Genomic DNA, 22291 nt, shown 5'->3' with positions numbered 1-22291 from the left:
ATTCAGTCATTTGCCTGTCCTCCAACTTTTGTACAGCCCGGGCCGGATAAAAAACTGCGTCCGCCGGAGACGGGTGTTATGTTTATCTGTGTGCCGATTCTTTCCTTCAGTGCGGATACATGGGAGATGACTCCGATCAGCTTGCCGTCCTGCTGAAGGCCAGACAATGTTTCCAGAGCGGTTTCCAACGATTCTTCATCCAAGGAGCCAAAGCCTTCATCAAGAAACAGAGAGTCCACCCGGACTTTCCGGCTGGCCATTTTTGAAAGCCCCAGTGCCAGTGTCAGGCTCACGATAAAGCTTTCACCGCCCGACAGGTTCCGGGTCGACCTGATTTCACCGGCCTGATAATTATCAACGACATTCAGCGCCAGGGGCTGCTGTTCATCACGGATCAGCAGATAGCGGTCAGTCATTTTTTCAAGCTGCCGGTTGGCATGGGAAACCATCAATTCAAAGGTCAGGCCCTGGGCAAAATTGCGGTATTTTTTCCCGTCAGCTGAACCGATAAGGCCATGCAGTTTTTCCCAGCGATGGCACTCTTTTTTCTGGGCCGCGATGGCAATCTGTTTTTCCTTGATCCGCTCTTTGGCTGCCGCATTCTCGCTCAGTTTGTGTTTGAAACCAGCAATGGCGTCGCGCAATTCTTTCAGGGATTCTTCATATTCTTTGAACTGCGGCGCAAGCTCCCCAAGCATTTTATCGGTGAGCTTTTTGGCGATCTCCGTGGCCAAACGCGTCTCCCGGTCTTTCTGTCTGGCGTTGAGCGCTGTCTGGGCATTTTCCAGTTCCTTTGCCCGGGAAGATAAAGAGGCCCGTTCCTCATTGGACAGTCTGGCCCCAAGGAACGATTTTTCATCTGCAAAGCCTGCAGGGACCAGTGCGGCTGCAAAATCTGCCTCCGCTTGATTCAGGTCCGGTGCTCTCTGCCCAATACGCTTTTTCAGGGATTCAACATGGCGCTTAGCTGTCGTCAGTTTCTGGTGCAGCTCGGTGTTCAGGATTCCGGCTTTCCTTTCTGCTTCCTCGGCCTCTGCAATAGCTTTGTTCAGACGGCTTTCTTCAACGTCCGGCTTTTTGTCTCCATACAATTTCCTGCGCTCATCCGTTCCTGCGGCATGTTCCTTTTTCAGCTGCTCCAGATTTTCCTGCTTTTCAGCCAGGGCCTTGTCCTGGGTTTCAATCACGGCATCCAGGCGCTTTATTTCGCTATTGATGGCCGCGACCTGTTTTTCGATTTCACTTTTTTGCCGCACCTGTTCCTGCCATGCTTTCAGCCGTGATTTGAGAGATTCAAGCAGTGATGAAACCCCTGATTCCGGTATTTGCGTTATGCCCAGTGGCCCGAGCTTTTGAAATACCGCCACCTTGAGCTGTTCAAAGCTGGTCCGAAGTTTCGTGAGTCCATCCTTCAATTCCGCCAGTGTTTTTTCAGCGGCCTTCTTGTCGCTGGCAGCATTGCTTTCCAGCTTCTCGCTGTCATTTAGATTTTTGCAGGCAGCGGTTTGTGTTTCTTCCTGTTTTTTGATGGCGCTTTCCTGATCCTCTGCCCTGGTGATCAGTTTGGTTAGCGACGCGATCCTCTGCTCAATTTCACCGGGCACCGGAACATTTCCCTTGGCAAAAGGGTGCTCGTTTGAACCGCAAAGGGGACAAGGCTTGCCATCTTCCAGCCTGGTTCGATGATCTTCAAGTTCCTCGATCTTTCTGATGTATGCCATTTCACGGAGCAGGGTTTCCTTTTCGGTGCGATATTCCCGGAGCAATTTGTGTCCCAGCAATTCATCTAAGGCCTCTTTGCCTTGCTGAAGGTTTTTTTCGGCCGCATCCAGTTCCTGTTTGCGGACCTCACACCGCCTGGTGGCCGCGTCCAGCTTTTTTGAAGCCTTTGTCACGGCCGTACCGGCATAGTTAAGATCGATCTCTTTTTGTGTGATCTCCTTTTGTCTGGCAAGCAGATTGCCGAACTGTTCTTCAATACCGGCCAGACCACTGATCAGCCACTCATCCTGCGCATGCGCGTTGAGGTATTGCTCTGCCGTCTCCAGGGTTTTTTCGGCCTTGGTTCGCTTTTCCTGCTCATTCACCCGGACCTGCTTATCCGTCTCAATCTTTGCGGCTTCTTTCGCGCAGGTTTCAGCGTCTTTTGCCACAGCCTTTGCCAGTTGGGCAATCTTTTGATCAAGGGATCGAATCTGCATGATCCGCGGTGCTTGCGCTTTCAGATCCGCTTTGGCTTTAAGCGTGAACTGCCCGGCGGTCTTAAGTGATTCAGCTTGGGTATTTGCGCAGGCCTCCAGTTCAGGCAGCCCGGCTTCCTCGGTTTTCAGCGCCGCCTGATCGTCTAACTGCTGTTTGCGCAGGGCCGTGAGTGTTGCATATATCCCATCCAGGGCCCCAGCGTTGACAGCCTGTTCAAGTCTGGCACGTTCCGGTTTGAACGCGTCAACATTAGTCTGCAGTTTTGCTGTTTCATCAGCAAGGTTATGGATTTCTTTTTTCAGGCCCTCAATGGTGGTAAGCCATGTAATGGCCTTGCCTGTTTCGATTAATTTACCGGCAAGCCCGGTTTCCTGTTTCTGCGTTGCCCCAAGGTTCTGGGCAATCTCTTTTTCCTGTTCCGGCTCCAGAATCCCAATGCCGGATGTTTCGGCATGCAGCAGATTCAGCTTTTCCCGCTCATCCCGCTGGCGTTCGTGAACGCGCCGTGAAATTTCTGAATAAATCTCTGTGCCGGTGATCTGCTCCAGTATCTTTGATTTTTGCTCAATATCAGCCTTCAGGAAGGTATCAAAACCGCCCTGGGCCAGCAGGATGGAGCGGGTGAAGCGGTCAAAGTCCATTCCGGTTTTTTCTTCAATCACACCGGCCACAATACTTTTCTTGGTTTCAATGGGCTTTCCGGTATCGGCATCCGCAATCTGATGTTCCTGATCCTGAAGATTGCCATCTGTTTTTTTTCGTGCACGGCGCTGTTCCCAGTGGCAGCGGAACCGGCCAGCCTGGGATTCAAACAATACCTCGGCATAGCACTCACCGGTCTGGCGGGACATAATCTCGTTCCCGCTCTTAGTGATTCTTCCAAGGCGGGGCGTCGCTCCATACAGGGCAAGACAAAGGGCATCAAGAATCGTGGATTTACCCGCACCCGTCGGGCCGGTCAGAGCAAAAATTCCATTAGACACATATTCGGAATCGGTAAAATCAATACGCCACTCACCATAGAGGGAGTTGAGGTTTTTAAACCGGAGTTCAAGTATCTTCATCATCAGTCTCTTTATTCCGCATTTACGTCTTGTTCATGGAGAGACTTGATTATTTCGTTATAGGAGGATGTCAGCCCCTGCCGGTCTTCATCCGGTACATCAAATGTTTCCAGGCAGCGAATAAACACGTCATTGGCATCCAAATCATCAAGGGTTTCATTTTCGGCAATCGTACTCATTACCCGGTCCATGACCCGCCGGTTTTTTATCCGCCTGATTTCCATGGTGGAGTCAGCTATCGCCCCGTCGAGCACCTCGCGCAGGTTGCCGGTGATGTTGCTGCCGGTGTATTCAATCTCAAGCCATGCTGAGCTTTTTTCCTTTTTCAGCTCGTCCAGTTTTGCATGGATATCATCCAAAGACCCCACGATGCGGACCATCTGCTGAAAGCACGGCACTGTTTTTTCTGTTATCCGCAGATTTCGCTGATTACCGCTGATCTCTTTTTTAGTGCTTTTATCTGGGTCCATCCCTGTAATCTGCGGATTGAACTCAATGAGGACGACCTTTTTCTCCTGGGCAGCTTCCCCATACCCCATCGGTATGGGTGATCCGCAGTACCGTATATGTTCAGCACTGCCGACCGCCTGGGGAACGTGCAGATGCCCGAGAGCGAGATAATCAATGGATGAAGGGAATACCTCCCCGCCGACATGGGCCAGTGAACCGACATACAGATCTCTCACGCCATCACCGTCAACGGTTTTGCCGCCTGCTGTGAACAGATGCCCCAAGGCAATTATCGGAATATATTTATCCGCAGATTGTGCGGATTTACACAGATTGTATCTTTTTTGTTCCGCTAATGAAACGACTGTTTCATAATGCTTTTTGATCCCATCCACCAGCTTTCGGTTCTTATCATCAATGGTCTCACCCGGCTCAACAATGCGAATATCCCGATCTCTCAGGTAGGGCACAGCACATATAATCGCGTCAACACCATCTGCGTCAATCTGCGAAATCTGCGGATTTTTCCTAAGAACAATCACCTCATCATCCAAGGCGTCGGTTACCGAGCCAACCACATATACATTCAGAGCCCGTAACAGTTCCCTGGGGGCATTGAGAAATGACGGTGAATCATGGTTCCCCGCAATAACCACAACATGGCGGCAGCAGGATGCCCCAACGCGGCAGAGGAAGCGATAGTAGAGTTCCTGTGCCCGGTTACTGGGCGTGCTTGTATCAAACACATCCCCGGCGACAAGCAGGGCATCAACTTTTTCATCTTCAATGGTCCGGGCCAGCCAATCCAGAAACGCCGAAAACTCCCCATAACGTTTCCGGCCGTAAAGGCAGCGGCCTAAATGCCAGTCTGATGTGTGGAGGATCTTCATTGTCTATTGTCTCGCATATCGATAATGACCTTTTATTTCGGCATTTAGGCTATTATTCATACAGGTCTGCCGTTTGTCATGCAATCGAACTGTCAAGTATTCTTTGACAGTTGCCCACGAGGCCTTATCTCCATACATTATTCGCAATTTACTTCCCTCCCTCCCTTGCTGTTATCAGAACGCTTTTTATTTCCTGACTTTCTGACTACCGAGGAATCCTCAATAGTTTCTTCCCATTCAGCATGGGCTTCTTCTAATTGCTTTTTCAGTGCCTCCTTATCGGGAAGATAAAGCTGGTACTCCGATGCATAAATATTGGCATCCGCGGGCAACGTCAGCTCCACCAATTCGTCACTTTTGGTGAGACAAAGCAGAATGCCCACAGTCGGTTTTTCATTTTTCAGTTTTACATATCTGTCAAAGTAGTTCACATACATCTGCATCTGACCAAGGTCTTGATGCTTCAGGTCGCCAATTTTTAGATCAATGACGACATAACAACGTAAAAGTCGATTATAGAAAACCAGATCTACATAAAAGTGGCGATTGTCGAAGGAAAAACGCTTTTGCCGGGATTCAAAGAGGAAGCCTTTACCCAGTTCCAGAAGGAAGTGCTCAATCTTATTAATCAATGCGGTTTCCAAATCATATTCGCTGTAAGATTTACGCTCTTCCAGTCCTGTAAATTCAAGGATGTATGGGCTCTTGATAATATCTGATGCGTTCTCAACAATCTGACCTTCAGCATTCAGTCGTTTAACTTCGTCTTTATCGCGACTTAACGCCAGACGCTCATATAGTGCTGAGTTGATTTGTCGCTCCAGTTCACGATATCCCCAGCCATTCTCCGCAGCCTCCAATTCATAGAATCGTCGTTCTCTCGGATTTTTCACTGTTAAAAGAGTAACATAATGCGTCCAGCCAAGAATAAAGCGTTCGGTCAATTTTGACGCTGCCGATTGAAGCGTTTCGGGAAAAGTAACAGACAGTGCCTGTTGAATCTTATTAATCCCTGGAGATTGCGCAGGCAGTGCCTGCGCAATCTCCGAATAAGCCAGATAAAATTTTCGATATTGTTCCAGTGAACGTTTGGAAAAGCCTTTGCCAAGTGTCTCGGTCAGTTTGCAAGAAAGCTGTTTCATCAATTCTTTCCCATACATTTCAGCCCGTTTGGCACCGCCGTTTTCAAATTCCACAATATACCAACCGAACAGCCAGTTGCGCACCACCAATGCAATATCCACCGAACGAGCTGCCTGCCTCTGCATGGCAGCCTGAGTCTGCTCAAACAGCCCAACCAAACCATCAAATTTTATTTCTGTGTTTTCAGTGTCTTCCGTGGTTAACTTCTTCTTTCCTGTCTTTTTGTGGTTCTCCATCACAGGCTCCTTACATCGACAATCAGCCTTGTGGTCATTTGATTACTCCGGGACCAATCGACAACCTGGCGTGAAAAAAGGTCTATACTGCTTCGTCTTTTGACACCTCCGTGTGGATTATTAACCCACTCTTAGAGAAGTGTCCACAATTACCCGACCACCTCACAACGTATAAGTAGCCATTTGCATACAAAAACAATTATATTGTCAAGGAATGCGATTAGGATTTTAGGATTTGGGGCTTTCCTGAAAAAATGATTATTCAGCGGAAAAAATGATTCGGATTGGGCGTATGGCTGCAAAAACGGGGAGCAAGCGTTGGTGCAGGAGGGCTGCACCAACGCTTATGTCGCACCTGGCAAGGTGTCGTTCCAGCAAAGAACTGCTGGGGATTAAAACGGATTCGGGGTCATCCGGAAATTGGACGAAAACACTATTTTTTTAAATAGGTATCGGCTAACGCAGGGCTTTCATGGCCCCCATATACCCACGCAGTTTTTTACCCACAATCTCCACAGGATGGTTCCGGATTGCATCATTGACCTGGATCAGACGGATGTTGTCCACACCATTGTCTTCAAGGGCCTGGCCTTTGCCGATCACATCTGTACCAAGGCCTGCCATGAAGTCTTTGAGCAAGGGAGCCGCGGTATGGGCAAACAGGTAACAGCCGTATTCCGCAGTATCTGAAATCACCACGTTCATTTCATACAGTTTTTTCCTGGCAATGAGGTTGGAGATCAGGGGCACCTCATGCAGGGATTCATAATAAGCGGACTCCGCAATAATACCGGCTGACACCATGGTATCAAAGGCCAGCTCCACGCCTGCCTTGATCATGGCCACCATGAGAATGCCGTTGTCAAAATATTCCTGCTCCGGGATGTCCGCGTCCTGGGACGTCGATTTTTCAAACGCCGTGTTCTGGGTCTGGGCACGCCATTTGAGCAGATTGGCGTCATCATTGGCCCAGTCTTCCATCATGGTCTTTGAGAAAAATCCAGTCATGATGTCGTCCATGTGCTTGTTGTACAAAGGAGCCCAGATCTCCTTGATCTGCTCGCTTAATTCAAAGGCCTTGATTTTAGCCGGATTGGACAGCCTGTCCATCATATTGGTGATGCCGCCGTGTTTCAGGGCTTCGGTCACGGTTTCCCAGCCATATTGGACCAGTTTGGATGCGTATCCTTCATCCATGCCGTTTTCAATCATCTTGTCATAGCACAGCAGCGCGCCTGTCTGCAGAACCCCGCATAAAATGGTCTGCTCGCCCATGAGATCCGATTTCACTTCAGCCACAAATGAGGACTGCAAAACACCTGCCTTGTGACCGCCTGTTCCGGCTGCATAGGCTTTGGCAAGTTCAAAGCCTTCTCCCCGGGGATCGTTTTCCCGGTGTACGGCAATCAGGGTGGGCACGCCAAAGCCTCTTTTATACTCTTCCCTGACTTCGGTTCCCGGGGATTTGGGAGCCACCATGATAACGGTGAGATCCTTTCTGATCTGCATGCCCTCTTCAACAATATTGAACCCGTGGGAATAGGAAAGGCAGGCATCCTTTTTCATCAAAGGCATGATGGATTCAATCACATTGGAGTGCTGTTTATCCGGGGTCAGGTTGATAACCAGATCTGCTGTCGGCAGCATCTGGTCATAGGTACCTACGGCAAAACCGTTCTCCGTGGCATTTTTCCAGGACTGCCGTTTCCCGGCAAAAGCGGCTTCCCGTAACGCATAGGACACATCCAGGCCGCTGTCCCTTAAATTCAAACCCTGGTGCAGGCCCTGGGACCCGCATCCCACAATCACAATTTTTTTCCCCTTGAGCGCGTCAACCCCGTTAAATTCCGAAGGGTCCATGAACCGGCACTGGGACAGTTCTTCAAGTTGCAGCCGCAATGGCAGGGTGTTAAAATAATTGGTGCCCATATTTTATCTCCTTTAAGTGTAAATGTTCCGTGAATAAAATGGCTTAAAACGCTCGTTGCGTCAAATGAATCATTTGCAATTTTATGTTGCAAATACTGAAATAGACTTTTAAAATATTCAAAATAACAATATGTTACCCTGTTGAGGCAAAAAAAAGAGATGGATATACGCACCCTTGAATTATTTTACCACCTGGCCGGTTCCCTGCATTTCTCCCGGACAAGCCAGGCGTGCAATATTTCGCCGTCAGCCCTTACCCGGGTAATCCAGCGCCTGGAAACCGATGTGGGAAAACAGCTTTTTATCCGGGGCAACCGCTGTGTGGAGCTGACCTATGCCGGACAGGCCTTTAAAAAATATGCCGAGGATGTGCTTGGCCGGTTTGAACGGCTCCAGGGGGAATTATCAAAGGGCGCTGTCCTGACCGGCCAGCTTTCCCTTTACTGCTCGGTGACGGCAGCTTACAGTATCCTGCCCAGATTTATCCCCCGGTACCGGGCCCTGCACCCCGGGGTGCAGATCCACCTTGAAACAGGCGACCCTGCCCAGGCGTTAGACCGGCTGATGCACCGGGATGCAGATGCTGTAATTGCAGCCCTGCCGGCAAAACCCGGTGTCCAGATCAGTTTTTTAAACATGGCTGTCAGTCCCCTGGTTTTTATCGGGGCCAGGCATTATCCCGATGTCCTGGTAACAGACAGCAAAGGGGGCCCGGACTGGGAAAAATTCCCCTTGATTCTTGCGGACAAAGGCCTGAGCCGGGAGCGTATTGATCAGTGGTTTGCTGAAAATGCGGTTGTCCCGCGCATTTACTCCCAGGTCACAGGCCATGAAGCCATTATCGCCCTGGTAAACCTGGGATTCGGTATCGGCCTTGTACCCCGGCTGGTTCTTGAAAAAAGCCAACTTTACCAGGATATTGTTGCACTGGACAACATGCCGGAACTGCCCGCTTATGAAATAGCCCTTTGCACACGAAATACAAACCTGTCCAATCCCCGGGTCCGGGCCCTGTGGGATATCGTAGCAGGGGCGTCTTGACTTCGTTTTTAAATGAACTCCGCGCCCTTTGGGCAGGCTTTATTTTCGCTTGAACGAGAGAAAAATCGCCATGGGATTGACCATATCATAATAAATCAACGTGGATTTATCCCTGGCTGTCTGTGTTTTTATGGAGAATGGATCTGTGTTTTCCATGTTAAAGGGCGCCTTGTCCGGAAAATAGATATCTGAATAATATTCCGGGTCATAGGGTGACAAAACAATCTGCTTGGGCGTTTCCAGGGCCGTGATATGGCAGGGTATGAAAAATTCATAATTGACAATGCCGTTGTCAAGCCATGCGTTGAACTCTTTGATGAACTTTACCTCAAAAGGGGTCCCGTCAATTTTGACATGGATGTAATAGTTGTACGGGGCAATATAACCAAAGGCTTTTTCTCTGATCACTGCCACTTCCTTTGAATCCAATGTCTTATTATGATCTGTGTCAAAATCCTCACTGATCATAACAGAAAACATCTCGTCAAAGGTCCAGCTCACCCGGAAACCGGCCAGCCCCTGGTCGTCAAAAACAAATCCGGTGCGCTGGGAAATGAACACATGGGGATGGGGAATCCCGGGAAGGGGGCACAGGATAATTAAAAAAGCAGGCACTAGGCAAAAAAACCAATTGGGTCGGGGCATGGGTGTAACCGCTGTTATGTGTGTATCAGTCCTTTTTCATTTTTCTATTTATATCTGTATCAGCCTATATTTTCAAGGCTGCACATGAACGCGGCCGCTGAAACAGGGGTGCACATTCTTCTGCTGCCTTTAATTTTGCCGGGTCCGGATCAAATGGTAAACTGAGCCATCATTTCATGAAGTTCCTCTGCCAGTCCGGACAGCGCTTCTGCACTGGTCCGGATCTCATGGCTGCCCGATTCCACGGATTCCGTGGCCCGGCTCACATCTGTAATATCCTGGGTGACTTCCCTTGATACAACCGATGCCTGGTTAATGTTGCTGTTGACCTCATCAAGGCCGGTGACCGCTTCGCTGACGTTATTGGATATCTCCCGGGTTGTGGCGGACTGCTCTTCAATGGCCGAGGCAACCGTGCTGACAATGTGGTTGATCTCATTGATCACGTCCACAATGGTGTTAATGGCTCCCACAGATTCTGTTGCAGTGGCCTGAATCGCGCTGATTTTGGCACTGATATCCTGGGTGGCATGGGCTGTCTGCTGGGCCAGGGCCTTTATTTCACCGGCAACCACGGCAAAGCCCTTGCCTGCCGAGCCTGCCCGGGCCGCTTCAATGGTTGCATTTAAGGCAAGCAGGTTTGTCTGCTCTGAAATTTCTGCAATGGTTTCCGTAACTTTGTTGATCTCTTCTGCTGCCCGGTCAAGTTCCTTGACTTTAACGGACACCTCTTTGGCTGTATCAACGGCTCTGCATGTGCTCTCACTGCCTTTTTCCGTATTATGAGAAACCTCCTGGATGCTGGCGGCCATCTCTTCAATGGCTGTGGCAATCATCTGCAGGTTCATGGTAGTCTGCTCCGTGGCTGCGGCAACATTGTTCATGGTGGCACTCATTGTTTCGGCGGATGTTGACACATGACTTGTTTTTTCCGAAGTTTGGCCTGCGTTGGCCTCAATCTGCCGCGATACACTTGACAATTGCATGGAAGACGCTGTCAACGTGCCAACCCCGGCCACAACATCTGAAAACATCAGCCGTAAATTTTCAGACATGTTGTTCAGTGCTGATGCCAGGGTACCGACCTCATCGGTCTGATTGATATCGAGCCGTTGGGTTAAATCTTTGCCGGCAATGGTTCTGGCAAAGGCAACGCCCTGGATAACCGGACGGCTGATGCTTCTGGAGATAAAAAAGGTCAGCCCGATACCGATCAGGATGGCTGCAATCCCCATAAAGAGCACACGGTTTCTGACGATCCTGGCATGGGCCAGCATCTGTTCATCTGTCAGGATAGCTTGTCTGATCTTTTTTTGTATATCAGCCATAAGGTGTTTCATCTGCCCCATGGCCGGCATGGTACGGGTGGTGAATATTTCCTGGGCAATCACTCTGCTCTGGGTTAATTGGGTCTCGGCACGTATTGCCTGGTGAAACAGGCTGTATACCTTGGCCAGGGCCGGCTGGGTCTTATTTACCAGCACATTGATGGCCCAGGACATATCCATGTCATTGATGGCGGTTTCAATTTCCCAGGCCGTTTGATGCAGTTTCCTATGGTCTTCCGCCAGTTGTGTTAACACAGGCTTAATCTGAGGAAAAGAAGAGATGAGCGCGCGGGTTTCAGGCGCAGATAAAAATTTGCCGAAACTGCACTGGTCGGAATTCAGCTCTATATTCAGCTTAAATGGGTTTCCCTGTGCAACATCCCCTACCCGGTCCATAAGTTTTTGATTGGCGGCATCAACGTGAAGGCAGGCACAGACCACCCAGTCCCACAGCGCAAATTTTTTGGCAAAAACCAGCACGGGGGCTGGATTAAGGCCGTCAAAAAGGCTTTGGTCAAAGGCCACAAACCCCTGGCCTTCATTGAACGGTGTTCGGAGTATTTCATCAAAGGGCTTCTGGCCGTTTTTATCTTCTGTATCACGCAGATTTTTTCCCGCCAGGGACGATTTTAAAGGATGCATGACAACGGTGCCGCTGGTATCGAGTACAAAAAAATAATCATCTTCCAGACTGCCGAAACGCATCTGCCTCAGGCTGTTGAGAACCGCTTGTTTCTGATCCAGCCCAGGGGTCTCAATCCCACGTATGGACTGAATCAGGTCAACGGCTTTTCCGGCTGCGGCCCGCAGCCGGTTCTGGCAGGTATACATCCCCCCGGCTTCTTCGGCCACTGCCTTGTTGAGTTGTCCCACCCAGTTAATATGGTCTGCCAGATGGTCTGATAAAACCTGGGCCAGGTCCCCGTGATTTTTTTTTAATGCCTTATTTATGGCAATAGCGGATGCGTGCAGTTCCCTGTGGGGTGTTTCAATGGCCTTGAATAAGGGCGTCAGTCCGGGAATCAGGGCCTGGGCTTTCTTTCGACTGTCGCTGTACAACCATTTGCCAAAGCTGCACACATGGTCATCGGTTTCCACGTCCAGGCTTGTGAGGCTTTCATCGGTAAATAAACGCGTGACATCAGCAACCCAGTTCAGATGATCCACCTCCTTTTGCGCCATAATACCGGCCAGCTTGTTGCCGGCAATCACTTCCCCGGCGTCCTGAACAATTCCTTGTACCCCGAAATAACTGAGGATGCTCATTATGCCTAACAAAAAGACAACGGTGCCGATTCCGATGCCGATTTTGTTTTTGATCTTAATATTTTTCCAGCTCAATGCGTTCTCCCCAAATAAAATATGCTTTAAATTTTAAACAGGCAGGTATACTCAACGCGTTTACCTTTTGCAAAACCGTCGTCTATATATAGATGATTATTATTAGAATTGTATTTTGGAATAAATTAACGAACCGGGGAAATATGAAAGAAAAAACAGCCCAGTTAAAAAATATTTACGCAGCCTTTAATGCAGATACCCGTGACCTGATCCAGGATGGAAAGAAAACCCTGGGCCTAAGGCAGGTTGTTACAGCAACACCTAGACCACCTGTCCGGCGGCCCAGGCCGAAGACCAGGCCCACTGGAAATTGTATCCGCCCAGCCACCCGGTGACATCCAGCACTTCGCCGATGGCGTAAAGTCCCGGAACATCCCGGGATTCCATTGTTTTTGAAGAGAACCTGCGGCAGTCAATGCCGCCGACGGTCACCTCGGCGGTTCTGTATCCTTCGGTGCCGCCGGGCTGGATGTGCCAGGCATGGATCTGGTCAGCCGCACGCTTGATCCCCTGGCGGGAAATGGCGTGAACCGGGCTGTTCAACAGCTTTTCATCCAGACGGGCCTGGACCAGACGGGTTGGAAGATGACCGGCCAGGACGGATTTCACATGGCGTTTGGGCCGGATCTGCTGTTCTGTTTCCAGAAGTTTTTCCAGATTTCCATCCGGGAAAAGGTCGATGGCCACCGGGGTTCCGGGCTGCCAGAAGGATGAGGCCTGCAGGATCACAGGGCCGCTCAGCCCCCGGTGGGTAAACAGAAGCTGCTCTTTAAATGAGGCAGATCCGGTGCAAACCAGGGCCTTGACTGAAATCCCGGCCAGGGGCGCCAGAACCGTTTTATCCCCGGGCTGAAGCGTAAAGGGAACAAGGCCGGGCCTGGGTTCTACCACAGGAATGCCGAACTGCCCGGCGACCTTGTATCCGAAGGACGTGGCCCCGGCTGAAGGCATTGATACCCCTCCGGTGGCAATGACAAGAGACGGGGCCTCCATGCGTTCCCCGGATGTGCAGATCCGGAACCCCCGGGCCGAAGCCTGTCTGTCAATGCTGGTGACGCTTGTTTTGAAGGATAAGCAGACACCGGCGCTGCGGCACTCTGCCAGCAGCATGTCAAGGATCTGCCCGGCACTGTCCGTGCAGAACAACTGGCCGTGTTCCCGTTCGCTGAAGCTGATCCCGTATTGCCGGACAAGGGCGATAAAATCCTGGGGCCGGTACCGGCTGAGCGCGGATTTTACAAAGTGGGGATTGGATGAAATATAATTTTGCGCACTGACCCTACGGTTTGTAAAGTTGCACCTGCCGCCGCCGGACATGAGAATCTTGCGCCCGGGCTTGGGGCCGTGGTCCAGAACTTTTACACGTCTGCCGCGTTTTCCGGCCTGGGCCGCGCACATCAGCCCCGAGGCCCCTGCCCCGATAATCACCACATCGTATTGGGTTTTCATACTCTTTTTTTGCCTGCCTGCCTGTCTGCCCGTTCGGCCGTCCGGCCGTCTGTCCGTGCCGCCCTATCCTGTTGCCTACGCGCTCATTTTTTCCCGGACCCGGTCAATTTCCGGGCTTTCAATGTACTCGTCATAGGACATGAGGCTGTCGATGATCCCGTCGGGCGTTACTTCGATGATACGGTTGGCAATGGTGTTGATAAACTCATGGTCGTGGGAGGTGAAAAGAACCACTTCGGGGAACGCCACCAGGCTGTCGTTAAGGGCGGTGATGGATTCCAGGTCCAGGTGGTTGGTGGGGTCATCCAGGATCAGGACATTGGAATGGGCCAGCATCATCCTGGACAGCATGCATCTGACCTTTTCGCCGCCGGAGAGCATATGGGTCTTTTTCAGGGCATCGTCACCGGAGAAGAGCATCCGCCCCAGGAAGGTTCTGGCAAAGCTTTCACCCTCGGTGGGCGGGGCAAACTGGAGCAGCCACTGGATCAGATTGAGGTCCTGTTCAAAAAAAGCGCCATGCGTTTTGGAAAAATAGGAGTGGCTGGTGGTGACCCCCCACCTGAAGGTGCCTTCATCAGGTTCGGTGTTCCCTGACAGGATATCGAAAAGCGCGGTTCTGGCCAGGCTGTCGGGACCCACAAAGGCAATCTTATCCCCGTTATTGACCACGAACGAAATATTATTCAGGACTTTTTCACCCTCAATGGTCTTGGAAAGCCCCTCCACTTCCAGGATAATATTTCCGCACGGCCTTTCAGGGTCGAACCGTACAAAGGGATATTTTCTGCTCGATACGGGCAGCTCTTCAATGGTCAGCTTATCCAGCAGCTTTTTCCGGGATGTTGCCTGCTTTGACTTGGATGCATTGGAAGAGAACCTGCGGATAAAGGATTTCAGCTCTTCGGCCTTTTCCGCCACCCGTTTGTTGTCCGCCAGCTTCTGCCTCAGGTTGAGCCGGCTGGCCTGGTACCAGAAATCATAATTGCCCACGTACACGGAAATCTTGCTGAAATCAATATCGGCAATGTGGGTGCATACCTGGTTCATGAAATGCCGGTCATGGGAAACCACAATCACTGTATTTTTAAACCGGAACAAAAACTCCTGGAGCCAGGCAATGGACTGGATATCCAGGTTGTTGGTGGGCTCGTCAAGGAGCAGGACATCCGGGTTGCCGAACAGGGCCTGGCCCAGAAGGACCCGCACTTTTTCACCGCCCTCAAGCTCTTTCATTTTTTTTGCGTGCAGGGCTTCGGCAATGCCCAGGTGCTTGAGGAGCACGGCTGCCTCGGCCTCGGCCTCATACCCGTTCATCTCCTCAAACGCGACCTCGATTTCGCCGGACCGGATACCGTCTGCTTCGGAAAAATCAGGCTTGGCATAGAGGGCCTCCCGCTCGGCCATGAGCTGGTACAGCTTTTCATGGCCCATGATTACCGTCTCAACCACCCCATACTCGTCAAAGGCAAAATGATCCTGGCGCAGGACAGCGATCCGCTCCCCGGGCCCCACGGAAACCGTGCCGGTATCCGGCTCAATCTCATGTGCAAGAATTTTTAAAAAGGTGCTTTTTCCGGCACCATTGGCCCCGATGAGGCCGTAACAGTTACCGGGTTTAAACATGATGTTGACATCTTTGAACAGGGGCCGCTTGCCATAGGCAAGGGATATGTTATCTGCGAAAATCATTAATATGGTATTTCCTCAATGGTAAACTCGGGGCAATGCCCGACTGCTCCGGCATTGGCAAAAATGCGTATCCTGCCGTTTTTTCAGAAAAAAATCAAGTTTTTTTTCGGTTAATGCCGGTAACCCGGCTCACCTATCACTTTAATTGCCGAACCGCCGGCTTCGATCCCCGGCCGCCGGGTGGCTCCGCCTCACCCGGCCGGCAGGGGATCTACCTGGCCTGCCGTACCTGCCTGTTATTAATGACCTTGGGCCAGGCGGAAGCCAATGCTGAAGCTCCGGTAGGAAGTCGTGTTCCTGAACCGGCAAGCAGACCGCAGGTCCCTGGCGTTGAAGCTCCAGGACCCGCCGCGCAGCACACGGAACCCGCCCGTATCAGGCCTCTCAAGATCAACCAGGTGTTTCAGGTCATAATCACCATACCAGTCCTGGCACCATTCCCAGACATTGCCGTGCATCTGGTAAAGCCCCCAGTTATTGCAAGGAAGAGCTTTAGCCGGAACGGTCGTCTCCCTGTATTCTCCTTTCTCTCCACCGGCATAGGGATAATTACCATCAAAGTTGGCCTGGTCGGTTGAAATGCCCCGGCCAAAACTGAAAGGGGTCCGGGTGCCTGCCCGGCAGGCATATTCCCATTGGGCTTCGAAAGGAAGGTTAAAGTTAAGTCCGGGCAACAGGCCATTTATCCGTTCCAGAAAATCCCGGCAATCCTCCCAGGAGACACTGTCCACCGGACGCTCATTTCCCTTGAATTCACTGGGATTGTCTTCCATCACCGCCTGCCACAGCGCCTGGGTGCAGGCAGTGTCGGCCAACCAGAAGCCCCGGGTCAGGGTGACTTCATGATGCGTTTCATCATCTCTTCGCTCGGGCTCATCATCGGGTGATCCCATCATGAACTGTCCCGGCCGGATCCATCGAAAAACCTGGGCAATGCCCCGATACACCAGGGCCGACCACAGGCCGTATTGGTCCTGGCCCCATTCCCCGGCCCAGTCAGGGGGAAATTGGGGCGGGTCTGCCGAATGAATGTTAACCTGTTTTTGACCGCTCATCTGTCATATCTTTTTATCAAAAAAAAAATTCAGGCAGCCGGCAAGCTTTCAATACCGGTGTCCCCCGGACTTACTCACATACCGGCGCCCGTTTCCTTTTTGCCGTACCTTTATCAAAGCATACGGACCGGATGGCGCCCTGGTCATTTGCCGCCCTCCGGCGTAAACTGAGTTTGGGCCAGGCGGAAGCCAATGTTGTTGTTCCGGTTGGAAGGCGTGTTCCTGTTCCGGCAAGCAGACCGCAGCCTCCTGGCGTTGTTGTTCCAGGACCCGCCGCGCAGCACACGGTTCTCGCCCGTTTGCGGGCACCACCCATTGTTTTTTACCATACAGGGGCACCGGATTTTTTCAACTGTAATTTCCGCCATTGCCGGCTGTCGGCGTGGCAAAGGGACGCTGACACGGCGTCATACCCCCGCGCCAGTTCACTTTCCGAAATCATCCCGTTGGCGAACCATTGCTCCCATTTTTTACGAAGCCGGATATATCTTCTTTTCTTTCTTTGTGACAGCCGGATCACCCCGGGATAGATGCGGTATCCGCAAAACAGGACGCCACAATTGCTTTTCCGGATCTGCACCTGGGAATTTTTCACCGTTAAAAGCAGTGGTGTTTCCACAAACCACCGAACATTTTTCAACAGCAGCCTGGCCGAAGCCTTGGTGTCACACCAGAAAATCATGTCGTACATATACCGGACACAGGCACGGGCGCGGCAGGATTCCATGACAAACCGGTCCAGGCGGTCCAGATAAAAATTGGCAAAATGCTGGGAAGTCAGGGTTCCGATGGGCAGGCCTTTCCCAGGACGTACATGATAGATGGATGACAAACCGTCTGAAATCCGATACCGGAAGATCCAAGCGGATGATGTGATCTGCGATCCGGGCAAGCCTTGCATCAAAATCCTGGATAAAAGACCGTACTGCGGCGCTGTGCCGCTTGCCGGCGGCGGCCCGGTAAAATGCACAGGCAAGGTTATCCCAGGCACAGACATCCGATATCGCCACGGCAACCCGTTTCACGCGGCCCCGTCCCCGGATTCTGTTTGCCGGGGCAATTGTTCCTTGAGAAGGGCCAGAAACCGGTCCCCGTATTTGTCCACCCTGGCCTGTCCAACGCCTTTAACCGATGCCAGTCTTGTCTTTGACATCACCTGTTCCACAACCATGGCTGCAAGCTGCTCATTGGTGAATACCGCATAGGCGGGAACGCCATCCTGCTCAGCCAGTTCTTTACGAAGTTCCCTGAGCTTTACAAAGACGCTGAAATCCTTTTCATTGAGCACCTCCTTGTAATCCACCCGCTTCCTGTCGGCAGCGGGGAGTATTTGCGTGTTTTTCCTGTAGCTGATACTGAAAGCCCAGAAACTGAATTCGCCTTTGTCCACAAAGACCTTGTCCACCTGAATCACCTGATGGCCGGACAAAAATGCATTAAGCAGGGCTTCAGCCGATTCCGGCTCGGACACCGGTATTTTAAAAAATTTATATTTCATATGTTTTCCTGACTTGACGCTGCCGGGAACCGGAGCCGTCAGATGGGCTACCGCCTTCATCTGAACGGCCCCGGCCCCCGGCAGCTACCTGTTCTTGCCTGCTGTTTATAAATGACCTTGGGCCAGGCGGAAGCCAATGCTGAGGTACCGGTAGGAAGGCGTGCCCCAGTTCCGGCAAGCAGACCGCAGGTTCCTGGCGTCGTTGTTCCAGGAACCGCCGCGCAACACACGGTCCTCGCCCGTATCAGGCCCCACAGGATCAACCAGGTGTTCCAGGTCATAATCACCATACCAGTCCCGGCACCATTCATAAACATTGCCGTGCATCTGGTAAAGCCCCCAGCCATTGCAAGGCAGAGCTTTGACTGGAACGGTCGTCCTCCTGTATTCTTCTTTTTCTCCACCGGCATAGGGATAATTACCATCAAAGTTGGCCTGGGCCGTTGAAATCGTCCGGCCAAAGCTGAAAGGGGTCCGGGTGCCTGCCCGGCAGGCATATTCCCATTGGGCTTCGGTGGGAAGACCCAGGTTAAGTCCGGACAACAGGCCATTGATCTGTTCCAGAAAAAACTGACAATCTTCCCAGGAGACACTATCCACCGGAAGGTCCTCTCCCTTGAACTCACTGGGGTTATTTTTCATCACCGCCTGCCACAGCGCCTGGGTGCAGGCAGTGTCGGCCAGCCAGAAACCCCGGGTCAGAGTGATTTCATGGCGCGTTTCATCATATTCTCGCTCGGGTTCATCACCGGGCGACCCCATCATAAAAATCCCCGCCTCAATCCAGCGCATTCGGAACGTCACCCCTCTGACCAGGTAATCCGTATAGATTCCGAACCGATCCTCACCCAGGTCTCCCCAGGGGTGGTATATTTTCTGATCCGATTTCGGAAACCGGAAGAACAGCCCGGATTTGTCCCGGCCCACGGCCCCGGCCACAGCGGGTTTGGAAATTCTGTCAATAACGGCATTCACCCTGTCCGTATCAATCCGCACCCTCCCTTCTTCAGGCAGGTCCATCCAGAAATCCTCACCCACAGAGGCTTTGGCGCCGTTGATACTGTAATCACCGGATGTTTCAAAGGAAACAACAGGGCTGCCCAGGGAAAACCCATTGTGATCCGGCCCGTCCGTTGGGCCCTGCCGGGGCAGAAACGCCAGTTGGCAGCCCACCTGATACACGGTAATGGTTTGCACAGGGCCATCTTTTATGATGAGCCAGGCGGCATGGGCCAGGTCCGCCCCCCTGGGCAGAACAGCCGTGCCCTGGTGCCAGGCTTTCCAGTTGACCACAATAAAGGCGGGGGTCAGCACCCGGCTGTTGGCGGACCAGGTCGTTTCTGTCAGGCGATCGGACAGCCGGTTGAACCAGGCTGCCATCTCTTCGGTGCCCCGGGCACCGGACACGGTTCTGAAAAATATTTCAAGAAACTCGCCGGCCCAGGGGGCAGGTTCCCTCCTGCACAGGCTGGCAGCCACCATTTCCTCTTCGCAGCGGACTGCTTTGGCAAGCATTTTATGCCATGCGTTTCTCAGAATAATGGTTTTCTCGGCCAAAGGCCATTTTTGTTCATCGACAGCAAGCCGGGCAAACCGGTCCCTGTAATCAGCCAGGGCTTTATTGTCAAAGGAACCGGCAACAGGACTTGGTTTCATGTGGCTGTGGTTCCAGGCCATGGCTTCGATCCCTGAATCAGCGGTTCCCGGAGGCAAGGCAAACCGCACGGCCCGCAGCAAACCCGGTTCCACCCGGATGGCGCAGGAGAGCAGGGCCAGAAGAGTCTCAACTTTTTCTTTTGGGTTTTTAATGGCTGCAGCCCGCCGGACGGAAGTCATCCGGTTGCGGGAATCAGGCCGGGGAAGTTTTTGGCCCCGGTCCCACCAGACCATGGTAAAAAACGAACCCAGGCGATTGTCCCATGAATAGGAAGGACAAGGGGTAAGCACCACAGGGGTAATTCCTTTTGCCCGGCAGGCCCTGCCAAACCGTATCCATGCGGTCAACCGGTCACGGGAAGCTGAAAAACAGCCCAGATCACTCAGGATCAGGACCGGGGTGCCGGCGGACGGCGGACGAAAAGGATAAAACCTGAAATCAGTGTCGCCAAATTTTCGGAATCCCTGTTGGGGGCCTTTTTCCAGGATGCGCACCCCAAGCCCGGCGCATCCGCGCATCCTCAGGATCAGCTCCAGCATCTGCCGGATATCACGCCAAAAGGGCATGAGGCGGTCATGGAAATCAAATACAACGCAGGACCTGGCATGCCAGGTCAGACGGGTTACCATGGGCAGCCGGTCCATGGGGGATAAACTTGCAGCCAGGGGAACGGCTTTTTCCATGTCCGGATCTGCCGTGGCTGTCAGGGCACCAAGAGCCGCCTTGATAAACGGCCAGATCCGTGAAGTCGTTTCCAGGGGTAAATAAGCGGGCGGTTTAAACGTCTGTTTTGCCCGGCTGTCTGCCTGGGTAAGCGAACTTCCTTTCCGGGCCCATTCCGGGGCCTGGGTCCTGATGTCGCCGGGATCTTTCTTTTCAAATTCAGTCAGACACCAGAACTTTATTTCGTCCCCGGGCTCCAAAAACACATGCGCTTCCCGGGGAGGCGGGCCAGGGCTGCCTGCAACTGATTGTCCGGCCGGTTGAGCCCCTTGTTCAGCCTGCTTTTCTTGCCTGGTATAGCCGAATAACGGGGCGGTTTCATCCAGGCGAATACCGCCGCCGGCCTTTAACAGACGGATCAGGTCGGCACGGCCGGTTCGGGTGATACGGATCACTCTGTCAGGCAGATCTCCTGTCATCAGAACCGTTCATCCGGATACTTTTTAAAGGCAAAATCCTTTATCTCGGCCATAATTGCCAGTTGGTCTGTTTTATTTTCAGCCATATCCTTCAAGGCCCTTAAAACATCCAGGTATTCGGCCTGGCCGGGCGCCGGCTGGCAGGCGTCCAAAGCGTCTTTTCGGTCGTTCCAAAGCTGACGGGCCGCCTCTTTTCTGACATCATCGCTGTGATCATCGGGAAAATGAATCCGGCCCCGGTCTGCCAGAAACGCGATAAAGTCGTCTTTTGTGGTGGGCAGGCCGATATGAAGGACCATGCACCGCCGTAAAAAAGCGGCGGGCAGTTCCCGCTCTTCATTGGTGGTAATCATGACCAGGGGCGAAGGCACATTTTTGGCCAGGCAGACCGTATGACGGGTGTAGGGAACGGAAAATCCGCCGTTACCAAGGGTTTCCAACAGTCCATTGGGCAAATCAGCATCAGCCTTGTCGATTTCATCCAGCAGCAGCACACTGCCCTTGGACATGTCCCAGCCGTCAGGGGGAACCGGGCCTGCAACACCGCAGATACTGTTTTTGGCCTGGGCCATGGCCGTGTCCCAGTTCAGACACCACCACAAAGGTCCGGGGCTCAGAAACCGGATGGGATCCAGTCGGACACCGGCATCGGCGCCTGCCGCACCAAGGGCCTGGGCCTCACCCAGGCGCCGGACTGCATCAAAATGGTACTGGAGGTCACGGCTTTCACTTTTCGCATTGATGACCTCGGTTATAAACACCCGGCCCAGTTCCATGGCAGCGGCCCGGGCCAGTTGGCTTTTTCCCGTGCCCGGCTCGCCCCGGACCAGCAGGGGGCGCCGGGCGGTAAGTGCCGTGTTTACTGCCAAAACAGCGGTTTTCTCCCATACATGAACCGAAGCCGGCCAGGTCCCCTGGGGCGGCAGATGGGTTACAGCGTTTTCTTTTATGTGCAGCATGTCAATACTCCGGTTTGTTTTCGAAGAATTCGGTTAAATCAGCATTAAACTCAGGTTCTGGTACGATGAGTGCCCTTTCTTCGCCCATGCAAACCATGATGATATCCAGATCAGGTATTATTTCTTTCAAGGTTTTATATACATCCATGAGGCAAACCGGATTGTGGCTGTCTGATTGCCTGGGCAATAGATAATAATGAAACCCTTTTTGTTTTCTACGCTTTAACACTGCAGCGACATATAAAATAATAGACAGAACGTTATTGATCTGATATGCTGATCTTCTACATGAAAATTGTGGAGGACATTGTGCAAACAAATATTGATACCATAGAAAAGCAAACACAATTAACCGGCTCATTGGAAGAATTTTCCCCGGCATACCTGCGGCAAGTTCGTGGGGGTGACTTCGAACCGCTGTGGGATGAGCTTGTACAACGGTATCATTATTTAGGTCACAAAAGGCTTTTAGGGAAAAGGCTGAAATATTTGGCATTTATTGAAGATTACCCGATTGCCGCTTTGTCATGGAGCGCTCCTGCCAAAAGATTGGGAGCCAGAGATCGTTAT

General features: G+C 52.0%; 17 protein-coding genes. 2 read left to right on the top strand and 15 right to left on the bottom strand.

Annotated elements, in window-relative coordinates:
• Positions 1-2: 2 nt before the first annotated feature.
• The 4 genes from Q366_RS00080 to ilvC form a co-directional block, all read right to left on the bottom strand.
• A complete protein-coding gene (locus Q366_RS00080; RefSeq protein ID WP_245619827.1) occupies positions 3-3269 on the bottom strand; it encodes an AAA family ATPase in 3267 nt (1088 codons plus the stop codon).
• Between the two features lie 8 nt (positions 3270-3277).
• Entirely contained in the window at positions 3278-4606 is a 1329-nt protein-coding gene (locus tag Q366_RS00075; protein ID WP_035235191.1) for an exonuclease SbcCD subunit D C-terminal domain-containing protein, read from the bottom strand.
• A gap of 137 nt (positions 4607-4743) precedes the next feature.
• Complete coding sequence (locus tag Q366_RS00070; RefSeq protein ID WP_051957720.1) at positions 4744-5985, bottom strand: PDDEXK nuclease domain-containing protein; 1242 nt, start codon at positions 5983-5985, stop codon at positions 4744-4746.
• 456 nt (positions 5986-6441) lie between these two features.
• A complete protein-coding gene (ilvC, locus tag Q366_RS00065; protein ID WP_035235188.1) occupies positions 6442-7914 on the bottom strand; it encodes a ketol-acid reductoisomerase in 1473 nt (490 codons plus the stop codon).
• Positions 7915-8073: 159 nt separating this feature from the next.
• On the opposite strand from ilvC, the gene ilvY reads away from it, so the two are divergent.
• The gene (gene ilvY, locus Q366_RS00060) at positions 8074-8955 is read left to right on the top strand and encodes an HTH-type transcriptional activator IlvY (RefSeq protein WP_035235184.1); all 882 of its coding nucleotides are present in this window, start codon (positions 8074-8076) and stop codon (positions 8953-8955) included.
• Positions 8956-8994: 39 nt separating this feature from the next.
• Here the strand turns inward: ilvY and Q366_RS00055 are convergent, their stop codons facing one another.
• From Q366_RS00055 to Q366_RS21150, 11 genes are all read right to left on the bottom strand, one after another.
• The gene (locus tag Q366_RS00055; RefSeq protein WP_035235181.1) at positions 8995-9600 is read right to left on the bottom strand and encodes a DUF1007 family protein; all 606 of its coding nucleotides are present in this window, start codon (positions 9598-9600) and stop codon (positions 8995-8997) included.
• 149 nt (positions 9601-9749) lie between these two features.
• Positions 9750-12269, bottom strand: a complete 2520-nt coding sequence (locus Q366_RS19925; RefSeq protein WP_051957719.1) for a methyl-accepting chemotaxis protein — start codon at positions 12267-12269, stop codon at positions 9750-9752.
• Between the two features lie 261 nt (positions 12270-12530).
• Complete coding sequence (locus Q366_RS00045) at positions 12531-13718, bottom strand: BaiN/RdsA family NAD(P)/FAD-dependent oxidoreductase (RefSeq protein ID WP_035235178.1); 1188 nt, start codon at positions 13716-13718, stop codon at positions 12531-12533.
• Between the two features lie 75 nt (positions 13719-13793).
• Positions 13794-15410 (bottom strand): ABC-F family ATP-binding cassette domain-containing protein, encoded by a 1617-nt coding sequence (locus tag Q366_RS00040; RefSeq protein ID WP_035235176.1) that lies wholly within the window; start codon positions 15408-15410, stop codon positions 13794-13796.
• A 239-nt stretch (positions 15411-15649) separates the two neighbouring features.
• On the bottom strand, positions 15650-16465 hold the full coding sequence (locus Q366_RS00035) for a formylglycine-generating enzyme family protein (protein WP_051957718.1): 816 nt from the start codon (positions 16463-16465) through the stop codon (positions 15650-15652).
• 143 nt (positions 16466-16608) lie between these two features.
• Positions 16609-16794 carry a formylglycine-generating enzyme family protein gene (locus Q366_RS00030; protein ID WP_211251845.1) on the bottom strand — a complete coding sequence of 62 codons (186 nt, stop codon included), beginning with the start codon at positions 16792-16794 and terminating at the stop codon, positions 16609-16611.
• On the bottom strand, positions 16788-17462 hold the full coding sequence (locus Q366_RS21155) for an RNA-directed DNA polymerase (RefSeq protein ID WP_035235170.1): 675 nt from the start codon (positions 17460-17462) through the stop codon (positions 16788-16790). Before Q366_RS21155 ends, Q366_RS00030 begins: the two co-directional genes overlap by 7 nt.
• Positions 17463-17486: 24 nt before the next feature.
• Complete coding sequence (locus Q366_RS00020) at positions 17487-17963, bottom strand: HRDC domain-containing protein (protein ID WP_035235707.1); 477 nt, start codon at positions 17961-17963, stop codon at positions 17487-17489.
• Positions 17964-18068: 105 nt separating this feature from the next.
• Complete coding sequence (locus Q366_RS21675; RefSeq protein WP_211251844.1) at positions 18069-20762, bottom strand: formylglycine-generating enzyme family protein; 2694 nt, start codon at positions 20760-20762, stop codon at positions 18069-18071.
• Positions 20762-21721: an AAA family ATPase gene (locus tag Q366_RS00010; protein ID WP_084691631.1), complete on the bottom strand. Its 960-nt coding sequence runs from the start codon at positions 21719-21721 to the stop codon at positions 20762-20764. Before Q366_RS00010 ends, Q366_RS21675 begins: the two co-directional genes overlap by 1 nt.
• 1 nt (position 21722) lies before the next feature.
• A complete protein-coding gene (locus tag Q366_RS21150) occupies positions 21723-21869 on the bottom strand; it encodes a hypothetical protein (protein WP_156968071.1) in 147 nt (48 codons plus the stop codon).
• 161 nt (positions 21870-22030) lie between these two features.
• Between Q366_RS21150 and Q366_RS00005 the strand changes: the two genes are divergently transcribed.
• A partial coding sequence (locus Q366_RS00005) for a Druantia anti-phage system protein DruA (protein WP_169742909.1) occupies positions 22031-22291 on the top strand: 261 nt, incomplete at its 3' end.

Origin of the sequence: Desulfobacter vibrioformis DSM 8776 (assembly GCF_000745975.1) — a bacterium.
GTDB lineage: Bacteria > Desulfobacterota > Desulfobacteria > Desulfobacterales > Desulfobacteraceae > Desulfobacter > Desulfobacter vibrioformis.
This window is presented reverse-complemented; position numbering and strand designations above follow the sequence as displayed.

Bases quoted from the DNA above. Each gene is read 5' to 3' on its own strand.
- Q366_RS00035 (WP_051957718.1), bottom strand. From the start codon at position 16,465: ATGAGCGGTCAAAAACAGGTTAACATTCATTCGGCAGACCCGCCCCAA.
- ilvC (WP_035235188.1), bottom strand. From the start codon at position 7,914: ATGGGCACCAATTATTTTAACACCCTGCCATTGCGGCTGCAACTTGAA.
- Q366_RS00030 (WP_211251845.1), bottom strand. From the start codon at position 16,794: ATGGTAAAAAACAATGGGTGGTGCCCGCAAACGGGCGAGAACCGTGTG.
- Q366_RS00045 (WP_035235178.1), bottom strand. From the start codon at position 13,718: ATGAAAACCCAATACGATGTGGTGATTATCGGGGCAGGGGCCTCGGGG.
- Q366_RS21155 (WP_035235170.1), bottom strand. From the start codon at position 17,462: ATGTCTGTGCCTGGGATAACCTTGCCTGTGCATTTTACCGGGCCGCCG.
- Q366_RS00070 (WP_051957720.1), bottom strand. From the start codon at position 5,985: ATGGAGAACCACAAAAAGACAGGAAAGAAGAAGTTAACCACGGAAGAC.
- ilvY (WP_035235184.1), top strand. From the start codon at position 8,074: ATGGATATACGCACCCTTGAATTATTTTACCACCTGGCCGGTTCCCTG.
- Q366_RS00055 (WP_035235181.1), bottom strand. From the start codon at position 9,600: ATGCCCCGACCCAATTGGTTTTTTTGCCTAGTGCCTGCTTTTTTAATT.
- Q366_RS00040 (WP_035235176.1), bottom strand. From the start codon at position 15,410: ATGATTTTCGCAGATAACATATCCCTTGCCTATGGCAAGCGGCCCCTG.
- Q366_RS00075 (WP_035235191.1), bottom strand. From the start codon at position 4,606: ATGAAGATCCTCCACACATCAGACTGGCATTTAGGCCGCTGCCTTTAC.
- Q366_RS21150 (WP_156968071.1), bottom strand. From the start codon at position 21,869: ATGGATGTATATAAAACCTTGAAAGAAATAATACCTGATCTGGATATC.
- Q366_RS00020 (WP_035235707.1), bottom strand. From the start codon at position 17,963: ATGAAATATAAATTTTTTAAAATACCGGTGTCCGAGCCGGAATCGGCT.
- Q366_RS00010 (WP_084691631.1), bottom strand. From the start codon at position 21,721: ATGCTGCACATAAAAGAAAACGCTGTAACCCATCTGCCGCCCCAGGGG.
- Q366_RS21675 (WP_211251844.1), bottom strand. From the start codon at position 20,762: ATGACAGGAGATCTGCCTGACAGAGTGATCCGTATCACCCGAACCGGC.
- Q366_RS00080 (WP_245619827.1), bottom strand. From the start codon at position 3,269: ATGATGAAGATACTTGAACTCCGGTTTAAAAACCTCAACTCCCTCTAT.